This window comes from Pseudarthrobacter sp. C4D7 (genome assembly GCF_013359725.1).
GTDB lineage: Bacteria > Actinomycetota > Actinomycetes > Actinomycetales > Micrococcaceae > Arthrobacter.
Map to the genome: position 1 here is coordinate 50,095 of NZ_JABFMW010000016.1, position 24,524 is coordinate 74,618.

Here is a 24,524-nt window from a genome sequence, read left to right on the forward strand (position 1 = left end):
GGGCGATTGGCGCAGCGGTAGCGCGCTTCCCTGACACGGAAGAGGTCACTGGTTCGATCCCAGTATCGCCCACACACGAACAGCAGCTCTCCGGAGCTGCTTTTTTCGTTTCCGCGTATCCGCTGCAGGCGAACGCAATTCCCTTGGCACGCCTCCCCCGCCCGGCTAGGATCGAATGCGCGAGGAGCGACCTGGCTCCGCGATAGAAGGGAGGTGCCCGTGGGTTTGATTGACGATCTAAAGGGCAAGGCTCAGGGTCTCATCCGCGGCAACGAGCAGGCCATCAAGGACGGCATCACCAAGGCCGGCGATTTCGTCGACACCAAGACCGGCGGCAAGTACGCAGGCCATGTCGACAAAATCCAGGATGGCGCTTCCAAGCTCGTTGACAAGAACGGCACCCCGGGGCAGTCACCTGCTCCAGGGCAGGTTCCCCCGGCAGCTCCCGAAAATCCGGTTCCGCCGGTTGACAGGGCTCCGTAAAGGATTTGGCCAGGGCTTTGCCCGGCACGTCAAGGAGGTGCGGGTCCGCCGGGAGGCGGCGCCCGCACCTTTGGCGTTTAATGGCGACTCAAAGTGCAGTGATTGCCGGTTGCCCAACCCGCGCAGGTAACCTGCCGGTATGCCCAAGTCCCCCGCATCCACCACGGCAGCAAAGGCCGGAGCGATCCGGACCGATTCCCGGCCGGCAGTCGCCGGAATCGTGACCGCACTGGTGGGCTTCACTTCCTCCTTCGCCGTAGTCCTGGCCGGCCTGAAGGCCGTGGGCGCCGACCCGGCCCAGGCTGCGTCCGGTCTGCTGGCCGTCACGCTCACCGTTGGACTCGGCGTCCTGGTCCTTGCATGGCGTTCCAGGGTTCCCGTGACCCTGGCCTGGTCAACTCCGGGTGCAGCCCTGCTCGCGGCATCGGGCGTGCCCGACGGCGGGTGGCCGGCCGCCGTCGGAGCCTTCCTGGGAGCCGGTGTCCTGCTGGCCATGACTGGACTGGTGCCGGCGCTCGGCCGGCTGATGGCGCGCATCCCGTCTTCCCTGGCGCAGGCCATGTTGGCGGGGATCCTCCTCCAGCTCTGCCTGGCACCCTTCAAAGCACTCGGCACAGTTCCGGTCTTTGTTGCTCCGGTGATCCTGTGCTGGCTGCTAATGATGAAGTTCGCACCGCGCTGGGCGGTGCCCGGAGCCCTTCTCGTGGCCTTGGCAGTGATCGGAACAACGCTGGCCTCGGCAGGAACCCCGGTTGCACCGGCAACCCTGCTTCCGGCACTCGCCTGGACCACCCCAGTGTTCAGTCTCCAGGCGATGGTGGGCATTGCGGTCCCGTTGTTCGTGGTGACCATGGCCTCGCAGAACATTCCCGGGGTGGCCGTGCTGAGGTCCTTCGGCTACGAAACACCGTGGCGGCCGACGATGCTCGTCACGGGAGTGGGGACCGTTGCGGGGGCGCCGTTCGGCGGCCACGCCATTAACCTCGCAGCACTCAGTGCCGCCCTTGCCGCAGGCGAGGAAGCCGGCGGGGACCGCAGCAGGAGGTGGATCGCGGGCGTTAGCTCCGGGCTGGCCTACCTGGTGTTGGCTGCTTTCTCGGCCGCGCTGGTGTCGGTGGTCAGCAAGGCGCCGGCCGGGATGCTGGAAGCCGTTGCCGGGCTTGCCCTGCTGGGCACCCTTGCCTCGGCCGTCTCGGCTGCGCTGGCGGACCCGGAGGACCGGATCGCCCCGGCCGTGACGTTCCTGATGGCCGCGTCCGGCCTGGCGTTTGCCGGGATCGGGTCCGCGTTCTGGGCGCTGCTGGCCGGCCTGGTGGTCCGGCTGGCGCTGCGGCCCCGGACCGGGAAAGGGACGATGCCCGCAGAGGCAAAGAAGTCCGCCTAGGAGGGCTCGTGGTTCTGGCCTTCGCGGGCCAGCGCGGTGAGGCGGGAGACGGCGCGGAAGTACTTCTTCATGTACCCGCCGGCCATCATTTCTTCGGTGAACAGTTTGTCGAAGGGGACGCCGCTGGCCAGGATCGGCACGTCCTTGTCGTAGAGCCGGTCTGCGAGGACCACGAAGCGGAGCGCTACCGCCTGTTCTGTGATGGTCTCCACATTGCGCCAGACCACGCCGTCGATGCCGTCGATCAACTGCCGGTAGCGGCTGGGGTGCACCCCGGCCAGGTGGTGGATGAGGGTGGAGAACTCATCCTGGGCCACGGTCTTCCCGTCGAATTCAGCCTTCATGTGTGCACTGAGTTCACTGTTCTTCAGCGGTGCCGGCGCCGCCGGAAGGCCGCGGTGCCGGAAATCCTCGCCATCGATCCGGACCACGTCGAACTGGTCCGCCAGGACCTGGATTTCGCGCTGGAAGTCCACCGCAGCGAACCGGCCGTCCCCCAGCGAGCCGGGCAGCGTGTTGGATGTGGCGGCCAGCTTGACTCCGGCATCGGCCAGCTCACGCATGAGCCGGGACATCAGGACGGTGTCGCCGGGATCGTCCAGTTCGAATTCGTCGATGCACACCAGCTGATAGCTACTCAGGGCCTCCACCGTTTTGCGGAAAGAAAGGGCACCCACCAGGTTGGTGTACTCCACGAACGTCCCGAAGGCCTTGGGACCGGGAGCTGCGTGCCACAGGGAAGCGAGCAGGTGGGTCTTGCCCACGCCGAAGCCGCCGTCGAGGTAGATTCCCGCCCTGGACTCGTCCTTCTTGCCGAATAGCTTCTTGAAAAGCCCGCCTCCGTTGCCCGACCCCACGCCGTCGGCAAATCCCTCCAGGGCGCGCACGGCGGCGGCCTGGCTGGGCTGCTTGGGATCCGGGCGGTAACTCGAAAAGGAAACTTCCCCGAACCGGGGCGAGGGGTAGAAGCCCTTAAGGAGTTCGTCCACCGATACTGCCGGGGTGCGGGCGGCAAGCTGTTCGATCTGTACCAAGGTGGTCCGTTCTGCTGGTGGTTGGTCCCCAGAAAGGATACCGGCAATGCCGGCCCCACCCGGGCGGGACGCCTTCCTGCCGTCCCCAGGCGTGACGAAGGCAACATTTCGCCCTATTAACGGAATACGGACATCCCTCCGGGCGCTGGCTAGGGTGGGAACAGGTTCCAATGCATGTTCCGCGGTTTCCCGCGCTCTAGTGAAAGGCCAAGCCATGCCCTACCCGGTTGACGAGAATGAGAAGTTCGCAGCCTACGCCCACCCCGAGCGGCTGGTCTCCACCGAGTGGCTTGCTGCCGCCGTCGAAAGTGGTGCAGTGGCCCGAGGCGAACTTGTGGTGGTGGAGTCCGATGAGGATGTGCTCCTGTACGAAACCGGCCACATTCCCGGCGCCGTCAAGATTGACTGGCACACGGACCTGAACGACGAAGTATCCCGCGACTACATTGACGGTGCCGCCTTCGCTGAACTCGCGGCATCGAAAGGCATCTCCCGCGACAGCACCGTAGTCATCTACGGCGACAAGTCCAACTGGTGGGCCGCCTACGCCCTCTGGGTCTTCACGCTCTTCGGGCACCAGGACGTCCGGCTGCTGGACGGCGGCCGGGACAAGTGGGTTGCCGAAGGCCGCGGACTGACCAGGGACCGCCTTGCTCCCACCCCCGGAAGCTACCCGGTGGTAGAGCGTGACGACGCCCCGATCCGCGCCTTCAAGGATGATGTCCTGGCACACCTGGGCACCGGCCCGCTGATCGACGTCCGCTCCCCCGAGGAATACACCGGTCAACGCACCCACATGCCGGCCTACCCCGAAGAGGGCGCCCTGCGCGGCGGCCACATTCCTACGGCGGCTTCCATCCCGTGGGCACGCGCCGCGGCCGAAGACGGCACTTTCCGCAGCAGGGAAGAGCTGGAAGCCATCTACCTCGGCGAGGCCGGCCTGGCTGAGGGCGACGACGTGGTGGCGTACTGCCGCATCGGCGAGCGGTCCAGCCACACGTGGTTCGCCCTGAAGTTCCTCCTCGGCTTCGAGAACGTCCGCAACTACGACGGTTCATGGACCGAGTGGGGCAATGCCGTGCGCGTACCCATCATCAAGGGCGCGGAGCGTGGCTCCGTTCCCGCCGCCGTCGGAGCCTGACCAGGCTCCCCGGGTAGACTTGGAACGATGACTACTCAAGCTCTGCCGTCCGCCTTGGCGGCGATCGTGGACGACTTCCAGGCCCTGTCCGAACCCGAGCGGCTGCAGCTGCTGCTGGAGTTCTCGGAGGGACTGCCCGAACTCCCGGACCGCCTCAAGGACCACCCCGAACTCCTGGAGCAGGTGGTGGAGTGCCAGTCTCCTCTGTTCCTCACCGTGGAGACGGACACCAACGACGACGGCGCGGTCCGCCTGTTCTTCAAGGCACCGCCCGAGGCCCCCACCACGCGGGGCTTCGCCGGGGTGCTGCATGAGGGCCTGGACGGTTTGACGGCCGTGGAGATCCTGTCCGTGCCGGACGACATGCCCGAACTGCTGGGCCTCACCCGTGCCATCACTCCCCTGCGCATGCGGGGCATGACTGCCATGCTGGGCCGGATCAAGCGCAAGGTTGCTGCCTCCAGCAACCAAGGCTGACCACACCTGCATGGCCCGCAAGAACACCTCCCAGGGAACCCCGGCCGCAGCGGCCCTGACCGCGGCCGGGGTTCCCTTTGTGCTGCATCCGTACACCCATGACCCCTCGGCTGCGAGCTACGGGGCGGAGGCCGCCCAGGCCCTGGGAATCGATCCGTCCCGCGTCTTCAAAACCTTGATGGTGGATGTTGAGGGCAGGCTCGCGGTGGGTATTGTCCCGGTGAGCGGAACCCTGGACCTGAAGGCGATGGCCACTGCGCTGGGTGCCAAGAAAGCCGCCATGGCGGATCCGGCGGCCGCGCAGCGCCGCACCGGGTACGTCCTGGGCGGCATCTCCCCGCTCGGCCAGCGGCAGCCCTCCCCCACCGTGCTGGATTCCAGCGCCCTGGCACTGGGCAGCCTGCTGGTTTCGGGCGGCCGGCGGGGCCTTGACATTGAGCTGGCTCCGGCTGACCTTATCCGGCTGACAGGCGCCGTCACGGCTCCCATCAGCTCACTGGCCGCAGGCAGGATCCAGCCTTAGCCGAGGGGCTCTCCGGTACGGCTGCCTTTACGGCCCGTGAAGTGGTCCATGGTGCGGTTCACGCCCAGCACATCCATGACCCGGTCAAAGACGCTGACCGGAAGGACCCGCAGGACCGGAAGCAGGTTCACCAGGGGTGGCAGGACCAGCTTCCGGCGGCCGGCCTCAATCGCGTCAAGGACTGCCGCTGCCACGTCCTCCTCTCCGAGGATCGGGAGGATCCGCGGCCAACGGGTCTGGACGCCGTCGAACATTCCCGTGTTGATGTAGTAGGGGCACACCACCAGTGTGTTGACACCGGTGTGATCCGCCCGGAGCTCGGCGCGGAGGGACTCGTTGAATCCGAACGCAGCGAACTTGCTGGCTGAATAGTCCGTTTGGCGGGCCACGCCCACCATCCCGGCGGCACTGGCGATGGTGACCACGGTGCCGTGCCCGCGCTGGACCATCCCGCCGAGGAAAGCCCGGGTGACCCAGTACAGGGCCAGGACGTTCACGTTCATGGTCCGTTCGATGGCCTCTTCGGTGGCGTCCAGGAGACGGCGGCCGCTGACCACCCCCGCGTTGTTCACCAGGACATCCACAGGCCCCGCCTGGGCCGCGGCGGCCCTGACCGCTTCCCGGTCCGTGACATCCACCGCCTGCGCTTCCGCCTGGCCGCCGGCGGCCCGGATTTCGTCGCGGACCGCCGCGCCCGCTGCCGCGTCCACATCCCAGACCAGCACCCGGCTGCCGCGCCGGGCGGCCCCGAGGGCCATGCGGCGGCCCAGCCCGCTGCCTCCCCCGGTGATGAGCAGGGTTGAGCCGGAAAGTCGGGTTCCTTTGGCCATTTTCGTTCTCCTGGGTTTCGGCACGTGCGGGTCGGGTCAGCTGTTACGCGAAAGGCGCCCCATCAGGGTGATGGCGGCCCTCATGAGCCGGGCGTAGGCCTGGTTGGACATTCCCGGTGCCGGAGCCACCCGGAGCAGCCGCTGCACGGCGATGGTCTGGGGTTCGGTGTATTTGAGGATGCCTTCCCGGCCGTGGCGGCGGCCCGCACCGGAGTCCTTCATGCCGCCGATCGGAGCATCGTGGGAGGCCCAGGTGGCGGCGTAGCCTTCGTTGACGTTGACGGTTCCGGTCAGGAGCCTGCGGCCCACGGCCTCCCCGTGGCGGGCGGACCAGACGCTGGCGTTGAGCCCAAAGTCGGAATCGTTGGCCTGGGCCACGGCGTCGTCATCATCTGCCACCCTATAGACGGCAACCACCGGCCCGAACGTCTCCTCCCGGGCAACGAGCATCCCATCCGTGACCCCGGCCAGGACGGTGGGCTCGTAGAACAACGGACCCAGGTCCGGCCGGCGCCGTCCTCCGGCCAGGAGCCGGGCGCCTTTGGCCAGCGCATCCTGGACATGTTGGTCCACCCGTTCCACCTGTGCGGCGCTGATCAGGGAGCCCATGCCGATGTCCCAGTCCGCGCCGGAGCCCAGTCGGATGTCTTTCACCTTGGCAGTGAGGGCCGCCACGAAGCGGTCGTAGATGTCGGCGTGGACGTAGATGCGCTCGATGCTGACGCAGAGCTGCCCGGAGTTGGAGAAGCAGGCGTGCACTGCACCCGCGGCTGCCTTGCCTGCGTCCGCATCCGCCAGCACCAGCATGGGGTTCTTGCCTCCCAGTTCGGCGGAGAAGCCGATCAGCCGCTCACCGCACTGCCGTGCAACGGTCTTGCCGGTCCGGGAGGAACCGGTGAACATGAGGAAGTCCACCCGCGCTATCAAGGCAGGCCCGATCTCCGTGCCCGGCCCGGTGACGATCCGGAACAGGTCCTCCGGAAGGCCTGCCTCCCGGAGGAGCCGGAGCATCAGCAGGGCGGTGAAGGGCGTCTGCGAGTCAGGCTTGAGCACGATGCCGTTCCCCGCCAGCAAAGCGGGGATGGAATCTGAAACCGCAAGCGTCAACGGATAGTTCCAGGGGCTGATGACCCCTACCACCCCCTTGGGGATGCAATATTCGGTGGTGCGGGTCAGGACGGGGGCGGCACCTTTGCGGCGGCGCGGGCGGAGGTACCGTTCGGCGTTGCGCTCGTAGTAGTTTGCCGTGAGCACAACATCGGCAAACTCCTCGAAGGCGCTCAACCTTGATTTGCCGCTTTCTGCCTGGACCAGGTCAAGGACGTCCTGCTCGCGGTTCAGCAGCAGCTCGCGGAAGCGGCGGATCACGGCCCTGCGCTGGGAAACCGGGAGCGCGGACCAATGGTGCTGGGCGGTGCGGGCACAGTCAACGGCGGCGTCGACGTCGTCCGTGGTGCAGACGGGAACTTCCCCCACCAACCTGCTGTCGAAGGGGGCGTGCGAAGCCTGGGTGGGCCGGCCCGCTGCTGCCGCCACCAGCTGGGAAAGGTCCGCGGCCAGCAGCCGTCCCCGGTCAACCAACGCCCCGGTCCCCTGGTGTTTCGCCAATGTCAGGCCCCCGTCGCAGTGTGTTGCGCCGCAGGTCCCTGGTGGGCCCCGGAGCCGGGATTGAGGCGCGGAGCGAGTTGCCGGCGCAGCCAGGCCTTGACCAGCCGTTCCCACCGCGCCGGGTCCACGTTCCATTCCTTGGTGTGCCGGGCGTGGTTGAACGTCTCGAACGTCACCATTTCCGGATTCCGCTCAGCCAGTAGGGCAGACGGCCCGTACGGGACGTACTCGTCGTCGACGCTGTGGATAATGAGGGTTGGCGTCCGGAGTTCAACGGCCCGGGACACCCAATCCATGACTTTCAGGTCCACGGGGGCCGAGAGGCCGGTAAGCCTGCGCCCCAGCGGGTGGCCCAGCATCAGCTGGCCATACCTGCCCACCAGTGACGGGATCCGGTTCAGCTGCGCGTGGTGGGCCAGCACCGTTACCCAGTCAATGACCGGAGCATCCAGTACCATCGCCCGGATCAGGTGCCGGTGGCGGGACAGGTCCGCGGTCTGCAGGCAAATGGCCCCTCCCATGGACCAGCCGAACAGGACGACTTCCTCGGCTCCGTTGTCCAGCGCGTACCCGATGGCGGCTTCGATGTCCTGCCACTCCGTCGACCCCAGGCCATACCGGCCGTCGTCGGCTGACGGCGCCAACCCGTCATTCCGGTAGGACACCAGCAGGCTGGTCAGGCCCAGTTCCAGTGCCGGCCCCACCGCCCGCAGCGCCTCCTGCCGGGTGGCCCCGCGGCCATGCACCATGATGGCCCAGGTCCGGGCTGTTCCCTTTGCCCGGACCAGCCAGGCGGGAGCTTTGCCGCGTTCGACGGGAATCAGCACGTCCTCGGCGGGAATTCCGACGGCGGCCGGGTCCGGATACGTGGCACCGCTCCACCATCCCCAGCGGGCCGTGGAGAGGTCCCCGCTGTACACGGCCTCGACCTCGCGCAGCACGGTCCGTTCGGCGGGCGAGTAGGAAACAATGCGGCCGATGCGCGCGTGGCCCTTGCCGCCGTCGAAGAAGAACCCGTAGACACCGTCCACCGTGGTGTCGTCGTTCGCGGCCAGGATCACCTGCTGCTTCTGCCCGTCCCGGATCACGGCCAGGATTTCCTTGTCCGCCGCCCGCTGCCGGGCCGGAGTGATGACCCGGCGCGCAAAGTACACGGCGAGCGCCGAGGAGCCCGCGCCCAGGAGGCCAGCCACCGAGCCGCCCGCAATGGCTCCCCCGATGGCCCATTTAGCTCCTGGCGACACTCCGGCGGATTCCCTGGTGGGTGCGGTCATTGCAGGGCGCGCTCGCCGGAAAGGTGCCATGGCACTATTCTTACCGGCACCGCCGCGGATACCAGCATTCCAGCACTGCAGCGGCACGGCGCCGCGGTTTCCTGCGCCGGGTGCAGTTCACGGCGGGGTTCAGTGCGGGGGTCTGCGGGCGGGACTAGGCTAAGGCCATGAGTGATCCCATCGTCATCCTGACTGAAGAGCCCCTGGGCGCGGAAGACCGCCTGAACATCGAGCGCCTCGTGGACGGTGCGGACAGCCGCCTCCTGGTCCTGGTCCCGGCCAATACGGAGCGGCACCTGCTGGTGGACTTCCTTGAGAACCTGTCCATGCTGGACGTTGCCAAAGCGTTCCGGGACCTGGCCGACCGCAACCCGGATGCCGCCACCGAGCGGGCGCATGCCGACGAAACCCTGGCGGCATCGCTGGTGGCGCTTGAAGGCCTGGGCTCCGGTGTGAGCGGCCAGGTGGTGGACGGCAAAGCCGTGGACGGCCTGGTGGCCAAGGTCCGCGAAACAGGCGCATCGCAGGCCGTGGTGATTACCCGGCCACACGCCGTGGCCGATACGTTCCACACCGACTGGGCCAATAAGGCCCAGGACCAACTCGGCGTCCCCGTGCTTCATCTGTACGCGGGCTCGGGATTTATCGGCGACTCCTGAGCGTTGAAAATGCCATGAGTATCTTTGGAAACAGCATCTTCGGCAACAAGGCACCCGGCGTTGGTAACGGAACAAAGAACGGCAGCACCCAGGAAGCTGCGGACAGCGGGGCGCCTGTCCAAAAGAGCGATGCCCAGTGGCGTGAGGAACTGACCCCGGAGGAATACCACGTCCTGCGGCAGGCGGGGACGGAACGGCCCTACACCGGCGAATACTGGGACACGCACACCGAGGGCGTGTATCAGTGCCGCGCGTGCGGCACTGAACTGTTCACCAGCACCGAGAAGTTCGACTCCCACTGCGGCTGGCCGTCCTTCTGGGCCCCCCTGGCGGAGGGCAAGGTGCGCTACATCCACGACCGGACGCTGGGCATGGAGCGGATTGAAGTCCGCTGCGCTGCCTGCGACTCCCACCTGGGCCACGTTTTCGAGGGCGAGGGTTACGGGACGCCCACGGGCCAGCGCTACTGCATTAATTCAGTCTCCCTGCGCCTTGTGGCCAAAGAGAGGGACAGCGACGGATCCCAAGGCTAGTCAGTAAGTATCACCGGGAGTCCGCGCACCCGCTCCAGGCACTCCGGCCCCCTGCTGTTCCCACAGCCGGGGGCCGGTCTCGTTCCGTCCCTACGGCCCTCAAGGCCAAGAAGTGCTTATTCATGGACATCTTGGGCATAAGTCTTGCTGGCTGCTTGTTACGCTCACCAGAGAAGCAAGCAACCAGAAAGGCAGCTGACGATGACAGAGACCCTGACCACCGCCATCACCGGGATTTCCGAGCAGAACAAGGATTGGCTGCGGCTCAAGGGTGCAGCCACCGCCCTGCAGGACCTCCAGGTTCAGGATGGTTCGGTCCCCGATCCCGCGAACCACGCGGCCGCGGCGCGGCACGTGGAAACCATCGTGGAGGCCGTCTCTGCCCTCTCCCCTGCCTTCCCGCACGATGCCGCCTACCTGGAAGCCGTCAGCGCTGATTTCCGGGCCTGGGCCGCCGGCGGCTTCGCTGTCCCGGATTTCCTGTCGTCCCTGCTGGCGTTCCAGCCCCAGGAGCAGCGCATTGACGGCCTGCAGCACCTGGTGGTGTTTCCCATGTACACCCAGAACGGCAGCAGCAACCGCTTGGTGGAAGCAGTCCTGGTGGAGGTCATCTGGCCCGAGTTCATCGACGGACTGGAAGCCGGCGAATACTCCAACAAGCTTTTCGTCCCGATCCGGTTCGTCGATTTCACGCCAGGCTACGACACCAACTCGGCAGTCCTTTTCCCCGAGACGGTAGCCGTCAGCCAAACCCCCACCTTCACTTGGGGCGCCATCTTCGCCGACCGCGAGGCCGCCCGGTTCCGCCGCGTGCTGAAGGCCGCCGCGGACGTTACCTCCCTTGAGCTCCCGGAGGGCGCCGCGGAACTGCTCGCTGACCAGGACCTCACCGAGGCCACCTTCGTGATGTGGGACCTGATCCACGACCGGACGCACATGCGCGGCGACCTGCCCTTCGATCCCTTCATGATCAAGCAGCGGATGCCCTACTTCCTGTACTCGCTGGAGGAACTGCGCTGCGACCTCACCGCGTTCCGCGAATCCGTCCGGATCGAAAAGGATGACGACGCCGACCCCGAGGCCCGGCGGCACGCGAAGCTCGTGCAGTACGCCATCATCTTCGACCGCATCTTCCGCTTCGCCATCACCGGCAGCCGGGTCCGTAATTACGACGGCCTGGGTGGCCAGCTCCTTTTCGCGTGGCTCCACCAGCACCATGTACTGCACTGGACGGACACCCGGCTTACCATCGACTGGGATGAGGTGGCGGACGCTGTGATCGCCCTGGGAGCCAGCATCGATGACCTGTACTGGCGCTCCATCGACCGGCCCAAGACTGCGCACTGGCTGGCGGCCTACCAGCTGGTGTCGGCCACCGTCACGCCCAACCCGGCCTCCGTGTGGGCCAAGGGCCCGGATGCGCTGCCGCTGGCGGGGACACCCCGGGGCCTCACGGACCAGGTCCTGGACGACGAATTCCCGCTGTCCATGTTCTACGAGGCATTGGAGAAGAAGATGCGCCCCGTCATCGAATCAACCGCCGGCATCACCGGCCACTCAGCCCTGTGACCGGTTCCGGCACCGCTGCCGCCGCCCACGCCACCGGGTCCCTGACAGTCCTGGTGGCGGGCGGCAGCGGCGCGTCCGGCGTCGCTGTTGCGCGCGCACTGGCTGCGGCCGGTCACCGCGTGGCCACCGTGGGATCGGAACAGGCCAGGATCGCGGCGGCGGCGGAAATGGCGGGCGACGGCGTCACCCCCTTCACGTGCGACCTCGCCAATTTCCAGGCCGTCCGGCAGCTTCGTGCCGAGGTCAGTGCCGCCTCCGGGCCGGTGGACGCTGTGATCCACCTGGTGGGTGGCTGGCGCGGGGCCAAGGGCATCGCCGACCAGTCCGACGACGATTGGGATTTCCTGCAGCGCGGGGCCATCACCACACTGCGCAACGTGTCGCGCGTCTTCTTCGACGACATCGCCGCATCACCATCCGGCCGGTTCGCCATGGTGTCCTCCACGGCCCTGGACAAACCAACCGCGGCGGTGGCCAGCTACGTTGCGGCGAAGGCCGCCGCAGAGGCCTGGACCATGGCCGTGGCCGATGGCTTCCGCCGGGCCGCGGGGGACGGGGGCAGTCCGGCGGCAGCCAGCATCCTGGTGGTCAAAGCCCTGGTTGACGACGAACTGCGCCGCGCCCACCCCGAGCGGAAGTTCCCGGGGGCCACGGACGTGGCTGACCTGGCCGCCGCCGTCGTACGCCTTTTCGATACGCCGGCCGCGGAACTCAATGGAGCCCGGATCCGGCTGGCGGACTGATTCCCGCCCCACCGTACCTAGACTGGAAGCGTGAGCAACCCTATGACGACAACAGCAGAAACAGGCGCGGCGCAGCGGCTGCACGACCCCAGCGTGCGCGGCTTTGCCTCCGACAACTACTCCGGCGTCCACCCCGAGGTGCTGGCAGCCCTGGCCGCCGCCAATGAGGGGCACCAGGTGTCCTATGGCGAGGATGATTACACCGCCCGCCTGCACGAACTCATGGTTGACCACTTCGGCCCGGGTATCGAGTGCTTCCCGGTCTTCAACGGCACCGGCGCCAATGTCCTGGCCCTGCAGTCCCTGCTCCCCCGCTGGGGAGCCGTGGTGTGCGCCAGCACCGCCCACATCAACATGGACGAAAACGGCGCGCCCGAACGGATCGGAGGCATCAAACTGCTGCAGGTCCCGACGCCGGACGGCAAGCTGACCCCGGAGCTGATCGACCGCGAGGCCTGGGGCTGGGGTGACGAGCACCGCGCCCAGCCGCTGGCCGTCTCCATCACCCAGACCACGGAGCTGGGCACGTGCTACACGCCGGAGGAAGTGCGGGCCATCGCAGACCATGTCCACGCGAAGGGCATGAAGCTGCACATGGACGGGGCACGGCTGGCCAATGCTGCCGCCCACCTGGACCTTCCCCTGCGCGCCTTCACCAGGGACGCCGGTGTGGACATCCTCTCCTTCGGCGGCACCAAGAACGGGCTGCTTTTCGGTGAAGTGGTGGTGGCCCTGAACCCCGAGGCCGCCCACGGCCTGGTCTACCTGCGCAAGATGAACATGCAGCTGGCATCCAAAATGAGGTTCCTGTCCGCCCAGTTCATCGCCCTGCTGGACGGCGGCCTCTGGCTGCACTCCGCCTCGCATGCCAACGCCATGGCCGCCCGGCTGCGCGCCGCCGTCGACACCATTGAGGGCGTCCGCCCCACCCAGAAGACGGAGTCCAACGGCGTCTTCGCCATCCTTCCACCCGGTGTAGCAGACCGCCTGCGCAGTACCTTCCGCTTCTACGATTGGGACGAGGCAGCACGGGAAGTCCGCTGGATGTGCTCCTTCGACACCACTGAGGAGGATGTTGATGCCTTCGCCGCCGCGATCCGCGAAGAACTGCGGGACCACCGGGACAGCCAGGGAGTCTAAGCATCCGCCGACGGCGAGCCTTCCTGCCCTGCCCCGTCACGCCCCGTAATCTGCCAAGGTGAACGCACTTGACCAGGTTCCCCCGGATTTTCTCCACGCCTTGGGAACCCTCAGGAAAGCCCAGTGCCGCAAGGAACTGCGCCTCGCGGAAATTCCCGCCCCTGCCCGCCTGGCACCCTTCGCCGTCGCCCTTGGCGCGGAGGTGATGGCCCCCGGCGCCCACACCCCGTCCACCCCCGTGCACGGACCGGCAGCTTTGGCCTTCGCTGCAGCCTCCGGCACCGCGGCCGACGCCGCCGACGAGGACGAAACGGAGCTCGCCACGGGACGGTTCATCCTGCTGCACGATCCCGACGGGTCAGCAGTCTGGGACGGCGGGTTCCGCATCGTCACCTACATCCGGGCCGAGCTGGAACCCGAAATGGGCAACGACCAAATGCTGGGAACCGTGGCGTGGACGTGGCTGGTGGAAGCGCTGGAGAACCACAAGGCCGAATACCGCGCCGCCGGCGGAACGGCCACCCGCGTCCTCTCGGAAAGTTTCGGCACCCTGTCCGGGCGACCGGGGTCCATCGACATTGAACTCCGGGCCTCCTGGACGCCCGATTCGTCCGATATCCAGGCGCACCTGGAGGCCTGGTCCGACATGGTGTGCATGTTCGCGGGCCTGCCACCGTTGCCCGATGGCGTGACAGCGCTTCCGCCCCGGCGCCGGGGTCCGCAGGGCGGTTATGGGCCGGCCCGGTAAACTGGGGGCATCATGACCCCAAACATTCCGGAAAACACCACAGCCGGCGTCCCGGCTGCTGCTGCCGCAACCCACATCACGGTGGAAGGCTTTGACAGCCCCATCCCCGAAATCATCGACCTCGACGCACCCCGGGACGGCGTTCCCCTGGTCATCGAAACCCAGTCAGGCCTGGAGCGCTGCGCCGCCGCCATCGCCGCAGGCACCGGGCCGGCAGGGGTTGACGCCGAGCGCGCATCCGGGTTCCGGTACGGGCAGCGCGCCTTCCTGGTCCAGATCCGGCGCGAAGGTGCCGGGACCTGGCTGATCGATCCCGAACCGTTCGGCAACCTGGAGATCATCAATGACGCCCTGCGCGGCGTCGAGTGGATCCTGCACGCCGCCAGCCAGGACCTGCCCTGCCTGTCCGAACTGGGGATGTGGCCGGACAAGCTGTTCGACACCGAACTCGCCGCCCGCCTGGCCGGGCTCCCCCGGGTTGGCCTCGCCGCGGTTATCGAACAGCTGCTGGGATTCGGGCTTGCCAAGGAACACTCCGCCGCCGACTGGTCCACCCGCCCACTTCCGGAGCCGTGGCTGCGCTACGCCGCCCTGGACGTCGAGGTCCTCACGGAGCTGCGCGAGGAACTCATTGAGTTGCTCCAGGCCGACGGGAAGCTGGAGTACGCCGAGCAGGAATTTGCCGCCATCCTGGCCGCCGGCATCGCCCCGCCCCGGGTTGACCCTTGGCGGAAGACCTCCGGCCTGCACCAGATCCGGGACCGCCGCCAGCTCGCCGCCGTCCGGGAGCTGTGGCTGGAACGCGATTCGCTGGCGCAAAAACGCGACGTAGCACCGGGCAGGCTCATTCCGGATTCAGCACTTGTTGCAGCGGCGAAGGCCATGCCCGCCACCGTCCCGCAGCTGCTCAGCACCAAGGGGTTCCATGGCCGCGCTGCCCAGCGAGAAGCTCCCCGCTGGCTGCGCTGCATTGCCGCCGCAAGGGACATGGAGGACCTCCCGCCGCTGCACCTGCCCACCAACGCCCCGCCGCCCCCCAGGGTCTGGGCAGACCGCGACCCCGAGGCGGCCGCCAGGCTGGCCACGGCCCGGCCGCTTCTCCAGGCGAAGGCCGAGGAGCTGAACCTCCCCTTGGAAAACCTGCTGACGCCGGACTACCTGCGGCGCGTGGCATGGCGGCCTCCCGCGGACGTCACCGAAGACTCGATCGCCGCTGAGCTGCGGGCGCTGGGGGCCCGCGGGTGGCAGGTTGACCTGGCCGCACCGCTGATTGCCGGCGCGTTCCTCGACCCCCAGCCGCTGGCGCCCAAGGATCCCAAACCCGCTGCTGCGGCCGGCGGCCAGTAGCCGGCCCCAACCCGGCCCTTGCAGGCTAAGTTACTCACGAGTAACATCGGTGTGACTGACGCCAGGCTGCTGCCGCCCTCCGGCATGCACCCGGCGCGCCACATCTCGATGAGGAGTTACACGTGAGCCAGCACGGAAGCGGCGCATCTACGCGCACCGTCCGCGACGTCGTCTTTGTGGACGGCATCCGCACACCCTTCGGCAAAGCCGGCGAGAAGGGAATCTACGCCGGAACCCGGGCCGACGACCTGATCGTGAAATGCATCCGCGGCCTGCTGCGCCGCAACCCGTCACTTCCGGCGGAACGGATCGACGAGGTGGCCATTGCCGCCACCACCCAGACCGGCGACCAGGGCCTCACCCTGGGCAGGACCGCCGCACTGCTGGCCGGCCTCCCCCGCACGGTCCCCGGCTTCGCCATCGACCGTATGTGCGCCGGGGCCATGACCGCCGTGACCACCACCGCAGGCGGCATCGGCTTCGGTGCCTACGATGTGGTGATTGCCGGCGGTGTGGAGCATATGGGCCACCACCCCATGGGCGCCGGCGCCGACCCCAATCCCCGTTTCATGTCCGAGCGCCTGGTGGACCCGGCCGCCTTGAACATGGGGAACACTGCGGAAAACCTGCACGACCGCTTTCCGGCCATCACCAAGCAGCGCACCGACGCCTACGCCGTGGCATCCCAGGACAAGCTTGCAGCCGCCTACCAGGACGGCCGGATCCAGCCTGACCTGGTTCCCGTTGCCGCCCAGAAGCCCGGCGAAGGCTGGACTGTCCACAGCAAGGATGAACCGCCCCGTCCCGGCACCACGGTGGAAGACCTTGCCGGCCTGCGCACACCGTTCCGCGCCCACGGCCGGGTCACCGCCGGCAACGCTGCCGGCCTCAATGATGGCGCAACGGCTGCCGTCCTGGCGTCCTCGGAGGCCGCCGCAGAGCTTGGCCTGCCCGTCAAGATGCGCCTGGTCAGCTACGCCTACGCCGGTGTGGAGCCGGAGGTCATGGGCATCGGCCCCGTCCCGGCCACCGAAAAGGCACTGAAGAACGCCGGATTGACCATCGACGACATCGGCCTGTTCGAAATCAACGAGGCATTCGCCGTCCAGGTCCTGAGCTTCCTGGACCACTACGGCATTTCCGACGACGACCCCCGGGTCAACCGCTACGGCGGCGCCATTGCCGTGGGCCACCCGCTGGCCTCCTCCGGCGTCCGGCTGATGATCCAGCTGGCCCGGCAGTTCGAGGAAGACCCGTCCGTCCGCTATGGGATCACCACCATGTGCGTGGGCCTGGGCATGGGCGGCACCGTGATCTGGGAAAACCCGCACCACCCCGACTACAGTGGAACCCCCGCCGGGGAGTCCGCCTCCGCTACCGTTTCCGAAGGAGCCATGGCATGAGCGCCGCAGACTACCGCATGTTGGCGGACCTTTTCCCCAACGAAACCGTGACCCACTCCTACGTCCAGGACATCGTCCTGCCGGGAACGGCGGGCCAGGCAAGCCCGGGCACCTTCGCCCTGGTCACCCTGGACAACGACGTTGACCACACCAAGCCCACCACCCTGGGCCCCAATACGCTGGTGGAGCTCGGCACGGTACTTGAAGGCCTGCGGGACCGCGCCGCCCGCGGGGAAATTGTCGGCGTAGGTGTTACCGGAAAGCCGCACTACCTGGTGGCAGGGGCTGACCTTTCCGCCGTGAAATCCCTTGAAGAGCGCGAACACGGACTCTGGATGGCGAAGCTGGGCCACGACGTCTACTCCACCCTGGCCAACCTGGGCGTCCCGAGCTTCGCCTTCATCAACGGCGTCGCGCTGGGCGGCGGCCTGGAGATCGCCCTGCAGTCCACCTACCGCACGGTGTCCACCGGGGCGGGCGCCCTGGCGCTGCCGGAAGGCTTCCTGGGCCTGGTTCCCGGTTGGGGCGGCGTGTACATCCTCCCCCGCCTGGTCGGCCCGGAAAATGCCGTCAAGGTGATGATCGAGAACCCGCTCAGCAACAACCGGACGCTGTCCGGTGCACAGGCGTTCGGCATGGGAATCGCGGACGCCCTCTTTGAGCCTGCCGACTTCCTGGAACAGTCGCTGGCCTGGGCCGCGGGAGTCATCACCGGCGAGGTGGTCCCTGAGCGGGCCAACGCCGTCGACCCGTCCTCCCCTGACACTGCCGCCCGCTGGAGCGCGGCCGTGGCCGCGGGCCGGAAGTTCGTGGAAGGCAAGACCTCCAATGCCTCCCCGGCCCCCGCCAAGGTCCTGGACATTCTGGAAGCCAACCGCACCATGACCGCCGCGGAATCCGCCACACTGGAGTGCGAGACCCTGGCGGACCTGATGCAGACCGATGAGTTCCGGTCCACCGTCTACGCCTTCCTCGACCTGGTGCAGAAGCGCGGCAAGCGGCCCGCCGGCGCTCCGGACCGCAAGCTGGCCCGGCCTGTCACCAAAGTGGGCGTGGTGGGCGCCGGCCTGATGGCCGGCCAGCTGGCTCTGCTCTTCGCGCGGCAGCTGAAGGTGCCTGTGGTCCTGACCGACATCGACCAGGCCCGGGTGGACAAGGGCGTGTCCTACGTCCACGGCGAGGTGGATAAACTCCTCGCGAAGAAGCGCCTCAGCCAGGACGCTGCCAACCGCACCAAGGCGCTGGTAACGGGCTCGGTGTCCAAGGAAGCCTTCGCGGACGCCGACTTCGTGATCGAAGCGGTGTTCGAGGAACTGCACATCAAAAAGCAGGTCTTCGCCGAACTTGAGGCCATCGTGTCGCCGGAGTGCATCCTGGCCACCAACACGTCGTCCCTCTCGGTGACGGAGATGGCCGCGGACCTGCAGCACCCGGAGCGGTTGGTGGGCTTCCACTTCTTCAACCCCGTGGCTGTCATGCCGCTGCTGGAAATCGTCCGTGCCCCGCGGACCGACGACGCCGTGCTGGCCACCGCCTTCGAGCTGGCCAAGGCCTTGAAGAAGACCGGCGTACTGGTCAAAGATGCGGCAGCATTCGTGGTCAACCGCATCCTGCTGCGGCTGATGGGTGAAGTGACGGCTGCGTTCGACGAAGGCACACCGGCCGAGGTGGCGGACGCTGCGCTGCGGCCCATGGGACTGCCCATGACACCGTTCACGCTGCTGGCCATGGTGGGCCTGCCCGTGGCCCAGCACGTCCAGGAATCGCTGAACGCCGCCTTCGGTGACCGCTTCCCGGTCTCCGACAACCTCAAGAAGCTCATCGACAACAACGTCAAGGCACTGTGGGAGACCGCCCCGGATGGTTCCCGGGCCATTCCCCAGGCCACCCTTGAGCTGATGTCCTTTGGCTCCAACCCGTCCACGGCGGAGGAGGTGCTGCGCCGCGTGCAGGACGCCCTGGCTGAGGAAATCGGCCTGATGCTGGACGAAGGCGTCGTGGCCGGGGCCGAGGACATCGACCTGTGCATGATCCTGGGCGCCGGCTGGCCCATGTTCCTGGGCGGCATCACGCCGTACCTGGACCGGGTGGGCGCCTCGGAGCGGGTCACCGGCAAGCGCTTCCTGGCGTCCGGCGTCGCGTCCAGCCCCGTCCGCGGGTAGGCGGACCGGCGGTCAGGCCGGAACCAGCCGGCCGCCGTCAAGCGACAGAATGCGGTGCGCCGCCGCGCGTGCATAGCCCAGCTCATGGGTGACCAGCACGACGGCGGCGCCCGCCTCCGCTGCCGACCGCACGGCGGCGTCGAGCATGGCCAGCCCGGCGCCATCCAGCGCCACGGTGGGCTCATCCAGTGCCAGGACCGCCGGCCTGCGCGCCAGGACAGTGGCCAGCGCGAGCAGGCGCTGGGCGGACGCCGGAAGTTCGGCCGGATGCTCCCGGGCCGCGTCCGCAAGGCCAACAGCCTGCAGGGCCCTGGCGGCACGCTCCGCAGCCATGGCCGGCCCAACCAGGCGTTCCAGGCCAAACCCGACCTCCCGCAGCACTGTCCGTTCGAACAGCTGGTCGCGGGGGTGCTGGAACACCAGGCCCACTGACGCCGCAGTTGTTCCCACCGGAGCGCCGGCGATGTCACTGCCGCGGACCAGGACTGTGCCCGCGGTGGGGCGCATCAGCCCGTTGAAGTGGCGCAGGAGTGTTGACTTGCCGGCGCCGTTGGGCCCGGTGACAGCGACTATTTCTCCCGGGTGGACCGCCAGGTGGACGTCCTGGAGCACCAGGGGCCGGCGCACTGGATCCCGCCGTCGACGTGCACGGCGGGAAACCGGCGCTTCCTGGTAGCCAAAAGACAAGCCCTGCAGCTCCAGCGCTGCGGGTTCCCCCTGCTTCGGGCGGCTGGAGGTCGCGACGCTGGACGGTAGTGACGCCGGCGGGGCGACCAGCCGCCGGATGGCACGCGGCAGCCGCCCGGAGCCAGGTCCGAAGAAGGAAGGCGGCCCTCCCGCAGTGAGCGTGCCGCCCTCCAGGACCAGCCAGGTGCCGGCCTCCAGCAGCAGCGGCTCCACTGCCTGGCTGAGGATGACGACAGCGGTCCCCCGCTTGACCAGGTTCCGGACCAGGGCGGCAAGCCCGGCGGAGCCGGCCGCGTCCAGGGAGGCGAACGGCTCGTCCATCACCAGCACAGGTGGCCCCGCAATGATGGCGCAACCAATGGCCAGACGCCGGAGCTGGCCGCCGGACAGCCTGGCGGGATCCCGGGCCAGGATGCCGTCCAGTCCCAGCAGGCCCGCGGTGTTATCCACGGCTGCCTTCATGCTGCCGCGGTCCATACCGGTGTTCTCCAACCCGAACGCCAGTTCCTCCGCCACAGTGGCCCTAACGGTGGACAGCACCGCAGCAGGGTCCTGGGGCACGAATCCCACGTGCCGGCCCCACTGGGCGGGATCGATCCGCGGGTCCCCCGTGCCGCCGACGAACTCCAGGCGCGTGCCGGACAGCTCGAGGTACCCCGCCAAGGTGCCGTGGCCGCCCGGCGGCAGCCAGCCCGCCAGCAGCCGGCCCAGGGTGGACTTGCCGCTGCCGGAGGCGCCCAGGATGGCCGTGAAGGAGCCCGAAGCCACGGAAACAGCTGCGTCCTTCAGGGCGGGGGCGTGTGCGTCGTGGAAGGTGAAGTCCCTGATGCCGGCAGCCAGGACGGGCGCGGATGCACTGCCGGCTGCCTTCTCTGCACCTGCGTTCTGTGTGCCTGTGTTCTGTGTGCCTGCGCTCCCGAAACACTGCGGGGCCACGTGTTCAGCCATTCGCGCCTGCCTGCACCACGCGGGCAACGACGGCGGCCAGGGCTGCCAGCACCAGGAGGACGCGCACTGCCCGCTGCAGGACGGAATCGGGTACCTCGCGGTAGCTGGTCCGTGGACCGGCGTTACCCAGTCCACGGGCTTCCAGGGCAGCAGCCCGAGTACCGGCGTCCTCGATCAGGGACAGGACCAGCGGGACGGCCTGCAGCCGGAAGGCGGCCACCCTGGAGGCCAGGCCCCGGGAGATGACCAGGCCGCGCGATTCCTGGGCTTGGCGGATGCTGCGCGCCCGCCCGGCAATGGCCGGCAGCAGGGTCAAGGTTGACGCCAGCACGAAAGCGAACCGGCCCTGCACGCCACGGGCGGACAGCGCCGCCACCAGGTCCGGGACGCTGACGCTGAAGGAGAACAGGAGCAGGGCGAGAACCACTGCGGCCAGCTGGAGGATGCGCTGCACGGCGAATTGCAGGCCCTCGGCCGTGATGCGGGCGGGTCCCCATTCAGCCAGCACGGTCCTTCCTTCCGGGAAGAAGAGGCCGTGCAGCACCAGCAGTGACAGGCCCAGGGGAACCAGGACCGCCGCAGCAGCGGGCACCACGCGGCGCGCCGTCCCCGCAGCCGCCGACAGGCCCAGGCAAGCCGCAACCACGGCCACTGACAGCACCCAGTCTGCTGCCGCCGTCGTGATGGCCGCTGCGCTTCCGGCAGCAGCCAGCAACGTCAGCGGGTTGACCCGCCGATGCCGGGGCGCGGGAAGGGTCCTGCCTGCCGGAGATACTGACACGGTGCCCGGACTCAGCCGTTCAGGGTCGGATCGTTGGCCTGGCCGGAAGCGCCGGCGCGGGCGTCCACCTTCCCCGCGGGAGCCGCGTTGGTGCCGGCGAGGACCCGGTGGCGCCGGATGAAGGGGAACTGCTGGCGTGTGCGCCCGGGCAGCGCATAGACCAGGACGGCCACGATGGTGAACACGATGGCTTTGTCCATGGGGTCGGACAGCAGTGCCTGCTTGGTGATGGCGGCCAGGAGGGTGTCCCCCATGGCCCGGAAGGCGCTGACGATGGCGCCGGTGGCTACGCCCGACGTTCCGCCGAAGACGAAGGCGGCCACGGGGGCGGACACCACACCGGCGATGATGCCTGTGATGAAGCCGGCCACGGGTGCCAGATAAAAGCGGCGGAAGAGGCCATAGCGGGCGGCGAGGCCGGCAAGGCAGCCGATGAGCGCGGCGCCTGCGGCGAACGGGAGCACGGTGGGGTTGAAGAAGGACCAGACGATGCTGCTGAGGGCGCCGGTGGCAGCACCGGCCGCCGGCCCGGCCAGGACGGCGATCAGCACGGTGCCGATGGCATCGAGGTAGAAGGGAACAAGGGTGCTGCCCACGAACTGGCCCAGGATGATGTTCAGGACCAGCGCCACCGGGATCAATACCAGGGTGGAGGCGGGAAGGGTGGGCAGGACGGCGGCGATCAGCAGGACTGCTCCGGCCAGGAACCCGGTGAGGGCAATCAGGGCCGACGCGCTGCCCGGACCGCCGGTGATGTCTGCCGGCTGGTTGAGGACCAGGTAGACGTAGGTGGCCGCGATGGCCAGGGCGCCGAGGATCTCCAGCAGCCGGCGGCGTGCGGTGGGGCGTTCCTGGGACGGAAGCGTCAAAGATGGCGATGACATGGGGAGCATTCCTTTGGGTGCAGGCAGTGGGCCCGGCAGTACCGGGTGGATGTGGACTGCCTATGTCACCTCGGCAGAATCCGGCGGCAACTGCGCCGGGCCGGTCCGGATCCCATTCTACCGGCCGTTGCCACGGGGAGGTCTGTTCCTCAGCCCGCGCGGCGGGCAAGGGCTCCGACGGCGGAGACCAGCTCACGGAACGCCTGCTCCGGATTGTTCCGGGAGACAATCCGGGCGTTGGGGGGTGCGCCCCAGAGTCCCCGGAAGTCGGCCACTGTTGTTCCCATCAGGAGCGGCGACTCCGTTTCGACGTCGATGGTGGCGGGGCGGGTGCTGTACTCGAGAGTCCCGGCAGCCACCCCGGCGGCAAAGAAGTCGTGGACGTGGGCCAGGTAGCCCTGGTCGTAGTGGCGGTGGAACTCGAAGTAGAAGCGAAGCGCATCCGAGAGATGCCTGATGAGGGTGTTGTCGGAGGTGCTGCGGCGGCCTTCCGCGTCCCCGGGGAGGACAAGTTCCGGAACGGCGGCTCCCGCGGCCCGGGCAACCTCTGCCACGTGGGCCGGGTGCAGTTCCATGCGTTCAGTGCTGTCGAGGGAGCAAACGATGGGCAGCCTGTCCAAGGGTCGGCCGCGGTAGGCGGCGTAGACCTCCTTGGCGGCGTGCGGATCCACGTGGGTGTTCCACTCTGCCGTGGGGGTGGTGTTGCCCTGGTGGTAGAAGGCGCCGCCCATGATCACCACCTTCGCCAGGAGCTCCGGGAGTTCCGGTTCCTGCCGCAGGGCCAGGGCGAAGTTGGTGAGCGGAGCGGTGATGAGGGCAGTCAGCTCCCCCGGCCTGGCCCTGGCGTGTTCGATCCACAGGTCCACCGCATTGCGTGGACTTGGCTGGCCGGACGGCTCCGGCAACACCGCGTAGCCGATCCCCTGCGGCCCGTGAGTTTCAGGGGTGGTGACCAACGGGACGGACAACGGCTCGCGTGCCCCCACCGCCACCTGCACGCCCGGCCGGCCGCACAGCTCCAGCAGGGCGAGGGTGTTGCGCGCCACCTGGTCGGCGTCGACGTTGCCCGGGGTGGCCGTGACCGCCACGAGCTCCGTGTCCGGAAGGGCGGCCAGGTAGGCAAGGGCCAGGGCATCGTCGATGCCGGTATCGACATCAAGGAGGTAGGCAGGCACGGCTGACTAGAAGAGGGCGACCTTGGGCACGGCCGGGAAGATCCCGTCCAGGGCTTCCAGGTCTTCCGGGGTGGGCACCCAGTCTGCTGCCACCGCGTTCTGCCGGATCTGTTCCGGCCGGGTGGCGCCGGCGATGACGCTGGCCACCGAGGGCTGCGCGGCCAGCCACGAGAAGGCCACCTCGATCTCGGTCAGGCCGCGCTCCTTGGCGAAGGCGCTGAACCTGCCCAGCTGGTCCCAGTCGGCGTCGTCCACCATGCTGGTGCGGGTGTGGCTGAGCCGGGACCCTGCGGGCGCGTGGCCCGGGGAGTACTTGCCGGTCAGCAGGCCGTTGGCCAGCGGGAAGTACGGCAAAACGCCCAGGCCGAACTCCTCCGCCGCCGGGGTCACTTCCAGCTCGGCACGCCGGTCCAGCAGGTTGTAGTGGTTTTGCGAGGAGATGAACCGTTCGGTGCCCAGTTCGCGGGCCACGTACTCCGCCTGGGCGATCTGCCAGCCGGCGCGGTTGGAATGGCCGATGTACCGGACCTTTCCGCTCCGGACCAGGGTGTCCAGCGCTGCCAGGGTCTCCTCAATAGGCGTGAGCGGGTCCGGGGTGTGGAACTGGTAAAGATCGATCCAGTCGGTACCCAGGCGCCGCAGAGAGGCCTCCACCGCCTGGACGATGTACCGCCGGGAACCGCGGGCTCCGAAGTCCGGACCGTTGGCGCCCTGGGCATCCATCCCGAACTTGGTGGCAACCACCACGTCCCCGCGCCGGCTGCCGAGGGCCCTGCCCAGCATGGTTTCGCTGAACCCTGGTTCCTTGCCATAGTTGTCCGCCACGTCGAACAGCGTGATGCCGGCGTCAATGGCGGCATTCACGACGGCGTCAGTGGCATCCTGCTGCTCCGTGGCAGTATTGGCCCGGCCCAGGTTGTTGCAGCCCAGGCCGACGGTTGAGACGGTGAGGCCGGATTTTCCAACGCGGCGGTAACTGGTCACGGACGAC

Annotated in this window: 23 protein-coding genes and 1 tRNA gene; 15 read left to right on the plus strand and 9 right to left on the minus strand. The window is 68.1% G+C overall.

Going from position 1 to position 24,524, the window contains the following annotated elements; genetic code table 11:
* From HNO81_RS12505 to HNO81_RS12515, 3 genes are all read left to right on the plus strand, one after another.
* Positions 1-72, plus strand: a tRNA-Val gene (locus HNO81_RS12505).
* A gap of 147 nt (positions 73-219) precedes the next feature.
* Positions 220-483: an antitoxin gene (locus HNO81_RS12510; protein ID WP_175318437.1), complete on the plus strand. Its 264-nt coding sequence runs from the start codon at positions 220-222 to the stop codon at positions 481-483.
* A gap of 139 nt (positions 484-622) precedes the next feature.
* Positions 623-1,867 (plus strand): benzoate/H(+) symporter BenE family transporter, encoded by a 1,245-nt coding sequence (locus HNO81_RS12515; RefSeq protein ID WP_175318438.1) that lies wholly within the window; start codon positions 623-625, stop codon positions 1,865-1,867.
* Here the strand turns inward: HNO81_RS12515 and zapE are convergent.
* Positions 1,864-2,901: a cell division protein ZapE gene (gene zapE, locus HNO81_RS12520; RefSeq protein ID WP_175318439.1), complete on the minus strand. Its 1,038-nt coding sequence runs from the start codon at positions 2,899-2,901 to the stop codon at positions 1,864-1,866. The two genes, HNO81_RS12515 and zapE, sit on opposite strands and share 4 nt — an antisense overlap.
* 214 nt (positions 2,902-3,115) lie before the next feature.
* Here zapE and HNO81_RS12525 point away from each other — a divergent pair, with 214 nt between their 5' ends.
* From HNO81_RS12525 to ybaK, 3 genes are read left to right on the plus strand one after another with little or no spacing between them, the layout of a single operon-like run.
* Positions 3,116-4,042, plus strand: coding sequence for a sulfurtransferase (locus tag HNO81_RS12525; RefSeq protein ID WP_175318440.1), 927 nt, complete (start codon positions 3,116-3,118; stop codon positions 4,040-4,042).
* A gap of 27 nt (positions 4,043-4,069) precedes the next feature.
* Positions 4,070-4,519: a SufE family protein gene (locus HNO81_RS12530; RefSeq protein WP_175318441.1), complete on the plus strand. Its 450-nt coding sequence runs from the start codon at positions 4,070-4,072 to the stop codon at positions 4,517-4,519.
* Between the two features lie 10 nt (positions 4,520-4,529).
* Entirely contained in the window at positions 4,530-5,042 is a 513-nt protein-coding gene (ybaK, locus tag HNO81_RS12535) for a Cys-tRNA(Pro) deacylase (protein ID WP_175318442.1), read from the plus strand.
* Here the strand turns inward: ybaK and HNO81_RS12540 are convergent.
* From HNO81_RS12540 to HNO81_RS12550, 3 genes are read right to left on the minus strand one after another with little or no spacing between them, the layout of a single operon-like run.
* Positions 5,039-5,872 carry an SDR family oxidoreductase gene (locus HNO81_RS12540; protein ID WP_175318443.1) on the minus strand — a complete coding sequence of 278 codons (834 nt, stop codon included), beginning with the start codon at positions 5,870-5,872 and terminating at the stop codon, positions 5,039-5,041. The two genes, ybaK and HNO81_RS12540, sit on opposite strands and share 4 nt — an antisense overlap.
* A gap of 36 nt (positions 5,873-5,908) precedes the next feature.
* Positions 5,909-7,480 (minus strand): succinic semialdehyde dehydrogenase, encoded by a 1,572-nt coding sequence (locus tag HNO81_RS12545; RefSeq protein WP_175318402.1) that lies wholly within the window; start codon positions 7,478-7,480, stop codon positions 5,909-5,911.
* A 2-nt stretch (positions 7,481-7,482) separates the two neighbouring features.
* Positions 7,483-8,754, minus strand: coding sequence for a S9 family peptidase (locus HNO81_RS12550; RefSeq protein WP_175318474.1), 1,272 nt, complete (start codon positions 8,752-8,754; stop codon positions 7,483-7,485).
* Between the two features lie 167 nt (positions 8,755-8,921).
* On the opposite strand from HNO81_RS12550, the gene HNO81_RS12555 reads away from it, so the two are divergent.
* The 9 genes from HNO81_RS12555 (at position 8,922) to HNO81_RS12595 (ending at position 19,058) form a co-directional block, all read left to right on the plus strand.
* Positions 8,922-9,413 carry a hypothetical protein gene (locus HNO81_RS12555; RefSeq protein ID WP_175318444.1) on the plus strand — a complete coding sequence of 164 codons (492 nt, stop codon included), beginning with the start codon at positions 8,922-8,924 and terminating at the stop codon, positions 9,411-9,413.
* 14 nt (positions 9,414-9,427) lie between these two features.
* Positions 9,428-9,946: a peptide-methionine (R)-S-oxide reductase MsrB gene (msrB, locus tag HNO81_RS12560; RefSeq protein WP_175318445.1), complete on the plus strand. Its 519-nt coding sequence runs from the start codon at positions 9,428-9,430 to the stop codon at positions 9,944-9,946.
* A 201-nt stretch (positions 9,947-10,147) separates the two neighbouring features.
* On the plus strand, positions 10,148-11,515 hold the full coding sequence (locus tag HNO81_RS12565; RefSeq protein ID WP_175318446.1) for a DUF6421 family protein: 1,368 nt from the start codon (positions 10,148-10,150) through the stop codon (positions 11,513-11,515).
* Entirely contained in the window at positions 11,512-12,258 is a 747-nt protein-coding gene (locus HNO81_RS12570; RefSeq protein WP_175318447.1) for an SDR family NAD(P)-dependent oxidoreductase, read from the plus strand. The genes HNO81_RS12565 and HNO81_RS12570 overlap by 4 nt, the downstream gene beginning before the upstream one ends.
* 42 nt (positions 12,259-12,300) lie before the next feature.
* Positions 12,301-13,398, plus strand: coding sequence for a low specificity L-threonine aldolase (locus HNO81_RS12575; RefSeq protein WP_175318475.1), 1,098 nt, complete (start codon positions 12,301-12,303; stop codon positions 13,396-13,398).
* A gap of 58 nt (positions 13,399-13,456) precedes the next feature.
* The gene (locus tag HNO81_RS12580) at positions 13,457-14,146 is read left to right on the plus strand and encodes a DUF3000 domain-containing protein (protein ID WP_175318448.1); all 690 of its coding nucleotides are present in this window, start codon (positions 13,457-13,459) and stop codon (positions 14,144-14,146) included.
* A gap of 12 nt (positions 14,147-14,158) precedes the next feature.
* Entirely contained in the window at positions 14,159-15,493 is a 1,335-nt protein-coding gene (locus HNO81_RS12585) for an HRDC domain-containing protein (RefSeq protein ID WP_175318449.1), read from the plus strand.
* A 122-nt stretch (positions 15,494-15,615) separates the two neighbouring features.
* Complete coding sequence (locus HNO81_RS12590) at positions 15,616-16,896, plus strand: acetyl-CoA C-acyltransferase (RefSeq protein ID WP_175318450.1); 1,281 nt, start codon at positions 15,616-15,618, stop codon at positions 16,894-16,896.
* Entirely contained in the window at positions 16,893-19,058 is a 2,166-nt protein-coding gene (locus tag HNO81_RS12595; protein WP_175318451.1) for a 3-hydroxyacyl-CoA dehydrogenase NAD-binding domain-containing protein, read from the plus strand. The genes HNO81_RS12590 and HNO81_RS12595 overlap by 4 nt, the downstream gene beginning before the upstream one ends.
* Before the next feature lie 12 nt (positions 19,059-19,070).
* Here the strand turns inward: HNO81_RS12595 and HNO81_RS12600 are convergent, their stop codons facing one another.
* The 5 genes from HNO81_RS12600 to HNO81_RS12620 all read right to left on the minus strand — a co-directional run bounded on the left by HNO81_RS12600 (position 19,071) and on the right by HNO81_RS12620 (position 24,517).
* Positions 19,071-20,693 (minus strand): ABC transporter ATP-binding protein, encoded by a 1,623-nt coding sequence (locus tag HNO81_RS12600; RefSeq protein WP_175318452.1) that lies wholly within the window; start codon positions 20,691-20,693, stop codon positions 19,071-19,073.
* Positions 20,686-21,474 carry a CbiQ family ECF transporter T component gene (locus HNO81_RS12605; RefSeq protein WP_175318453.1) on the minus strand — a complete coding sequence of 263 codons (789 nt, stop codon included), beginning with the start codon at positions 21,472-21,474 and terminating at the stop codon, positions 20,686-20,688. Before HNO81_RS12605 ends, HNO81_RS12600 begins: the two co-directional genes overlap by 8 nt.
* Positions 21,475-21,485: 11 nt before the next feature.
* Complete coding sequence (locus tag HNO81_RS12610; RefSeq protein WP_175318454.1) at positions 21,486-22,358, minus strand: ECF transporter S component; 873 nt, start codon at positions 22,356-22,358, stop codon at positions 21,486-21,488.
* A gap of 149 nt (positions 22,359-22,507) precedes the next feature.
* A complete protein-coding gene (locus HNO81_RS12615; RefSeq protein ID WP_175318455.1) occupies positions 22,508-23,533 on the minus strand; it encodes a nucleoside hydrolase in 1,026 nt (341 codons plus the stop codon).
* 6 nt (positions 23,534-23,539) lie between these two features.
* On the minus strand, positions 23,540-24,517 hold the full coding sequence (locus HNO81_RS12620) for an aldo/keto reductase (protein ID WP_175318456.1): 978 nt from the start codon (positions 24,515-24,517) through the stop codon (positions 23,540-23,542).
* Positions 24,518-24,524: the final 7 nt, after the last annotated feature.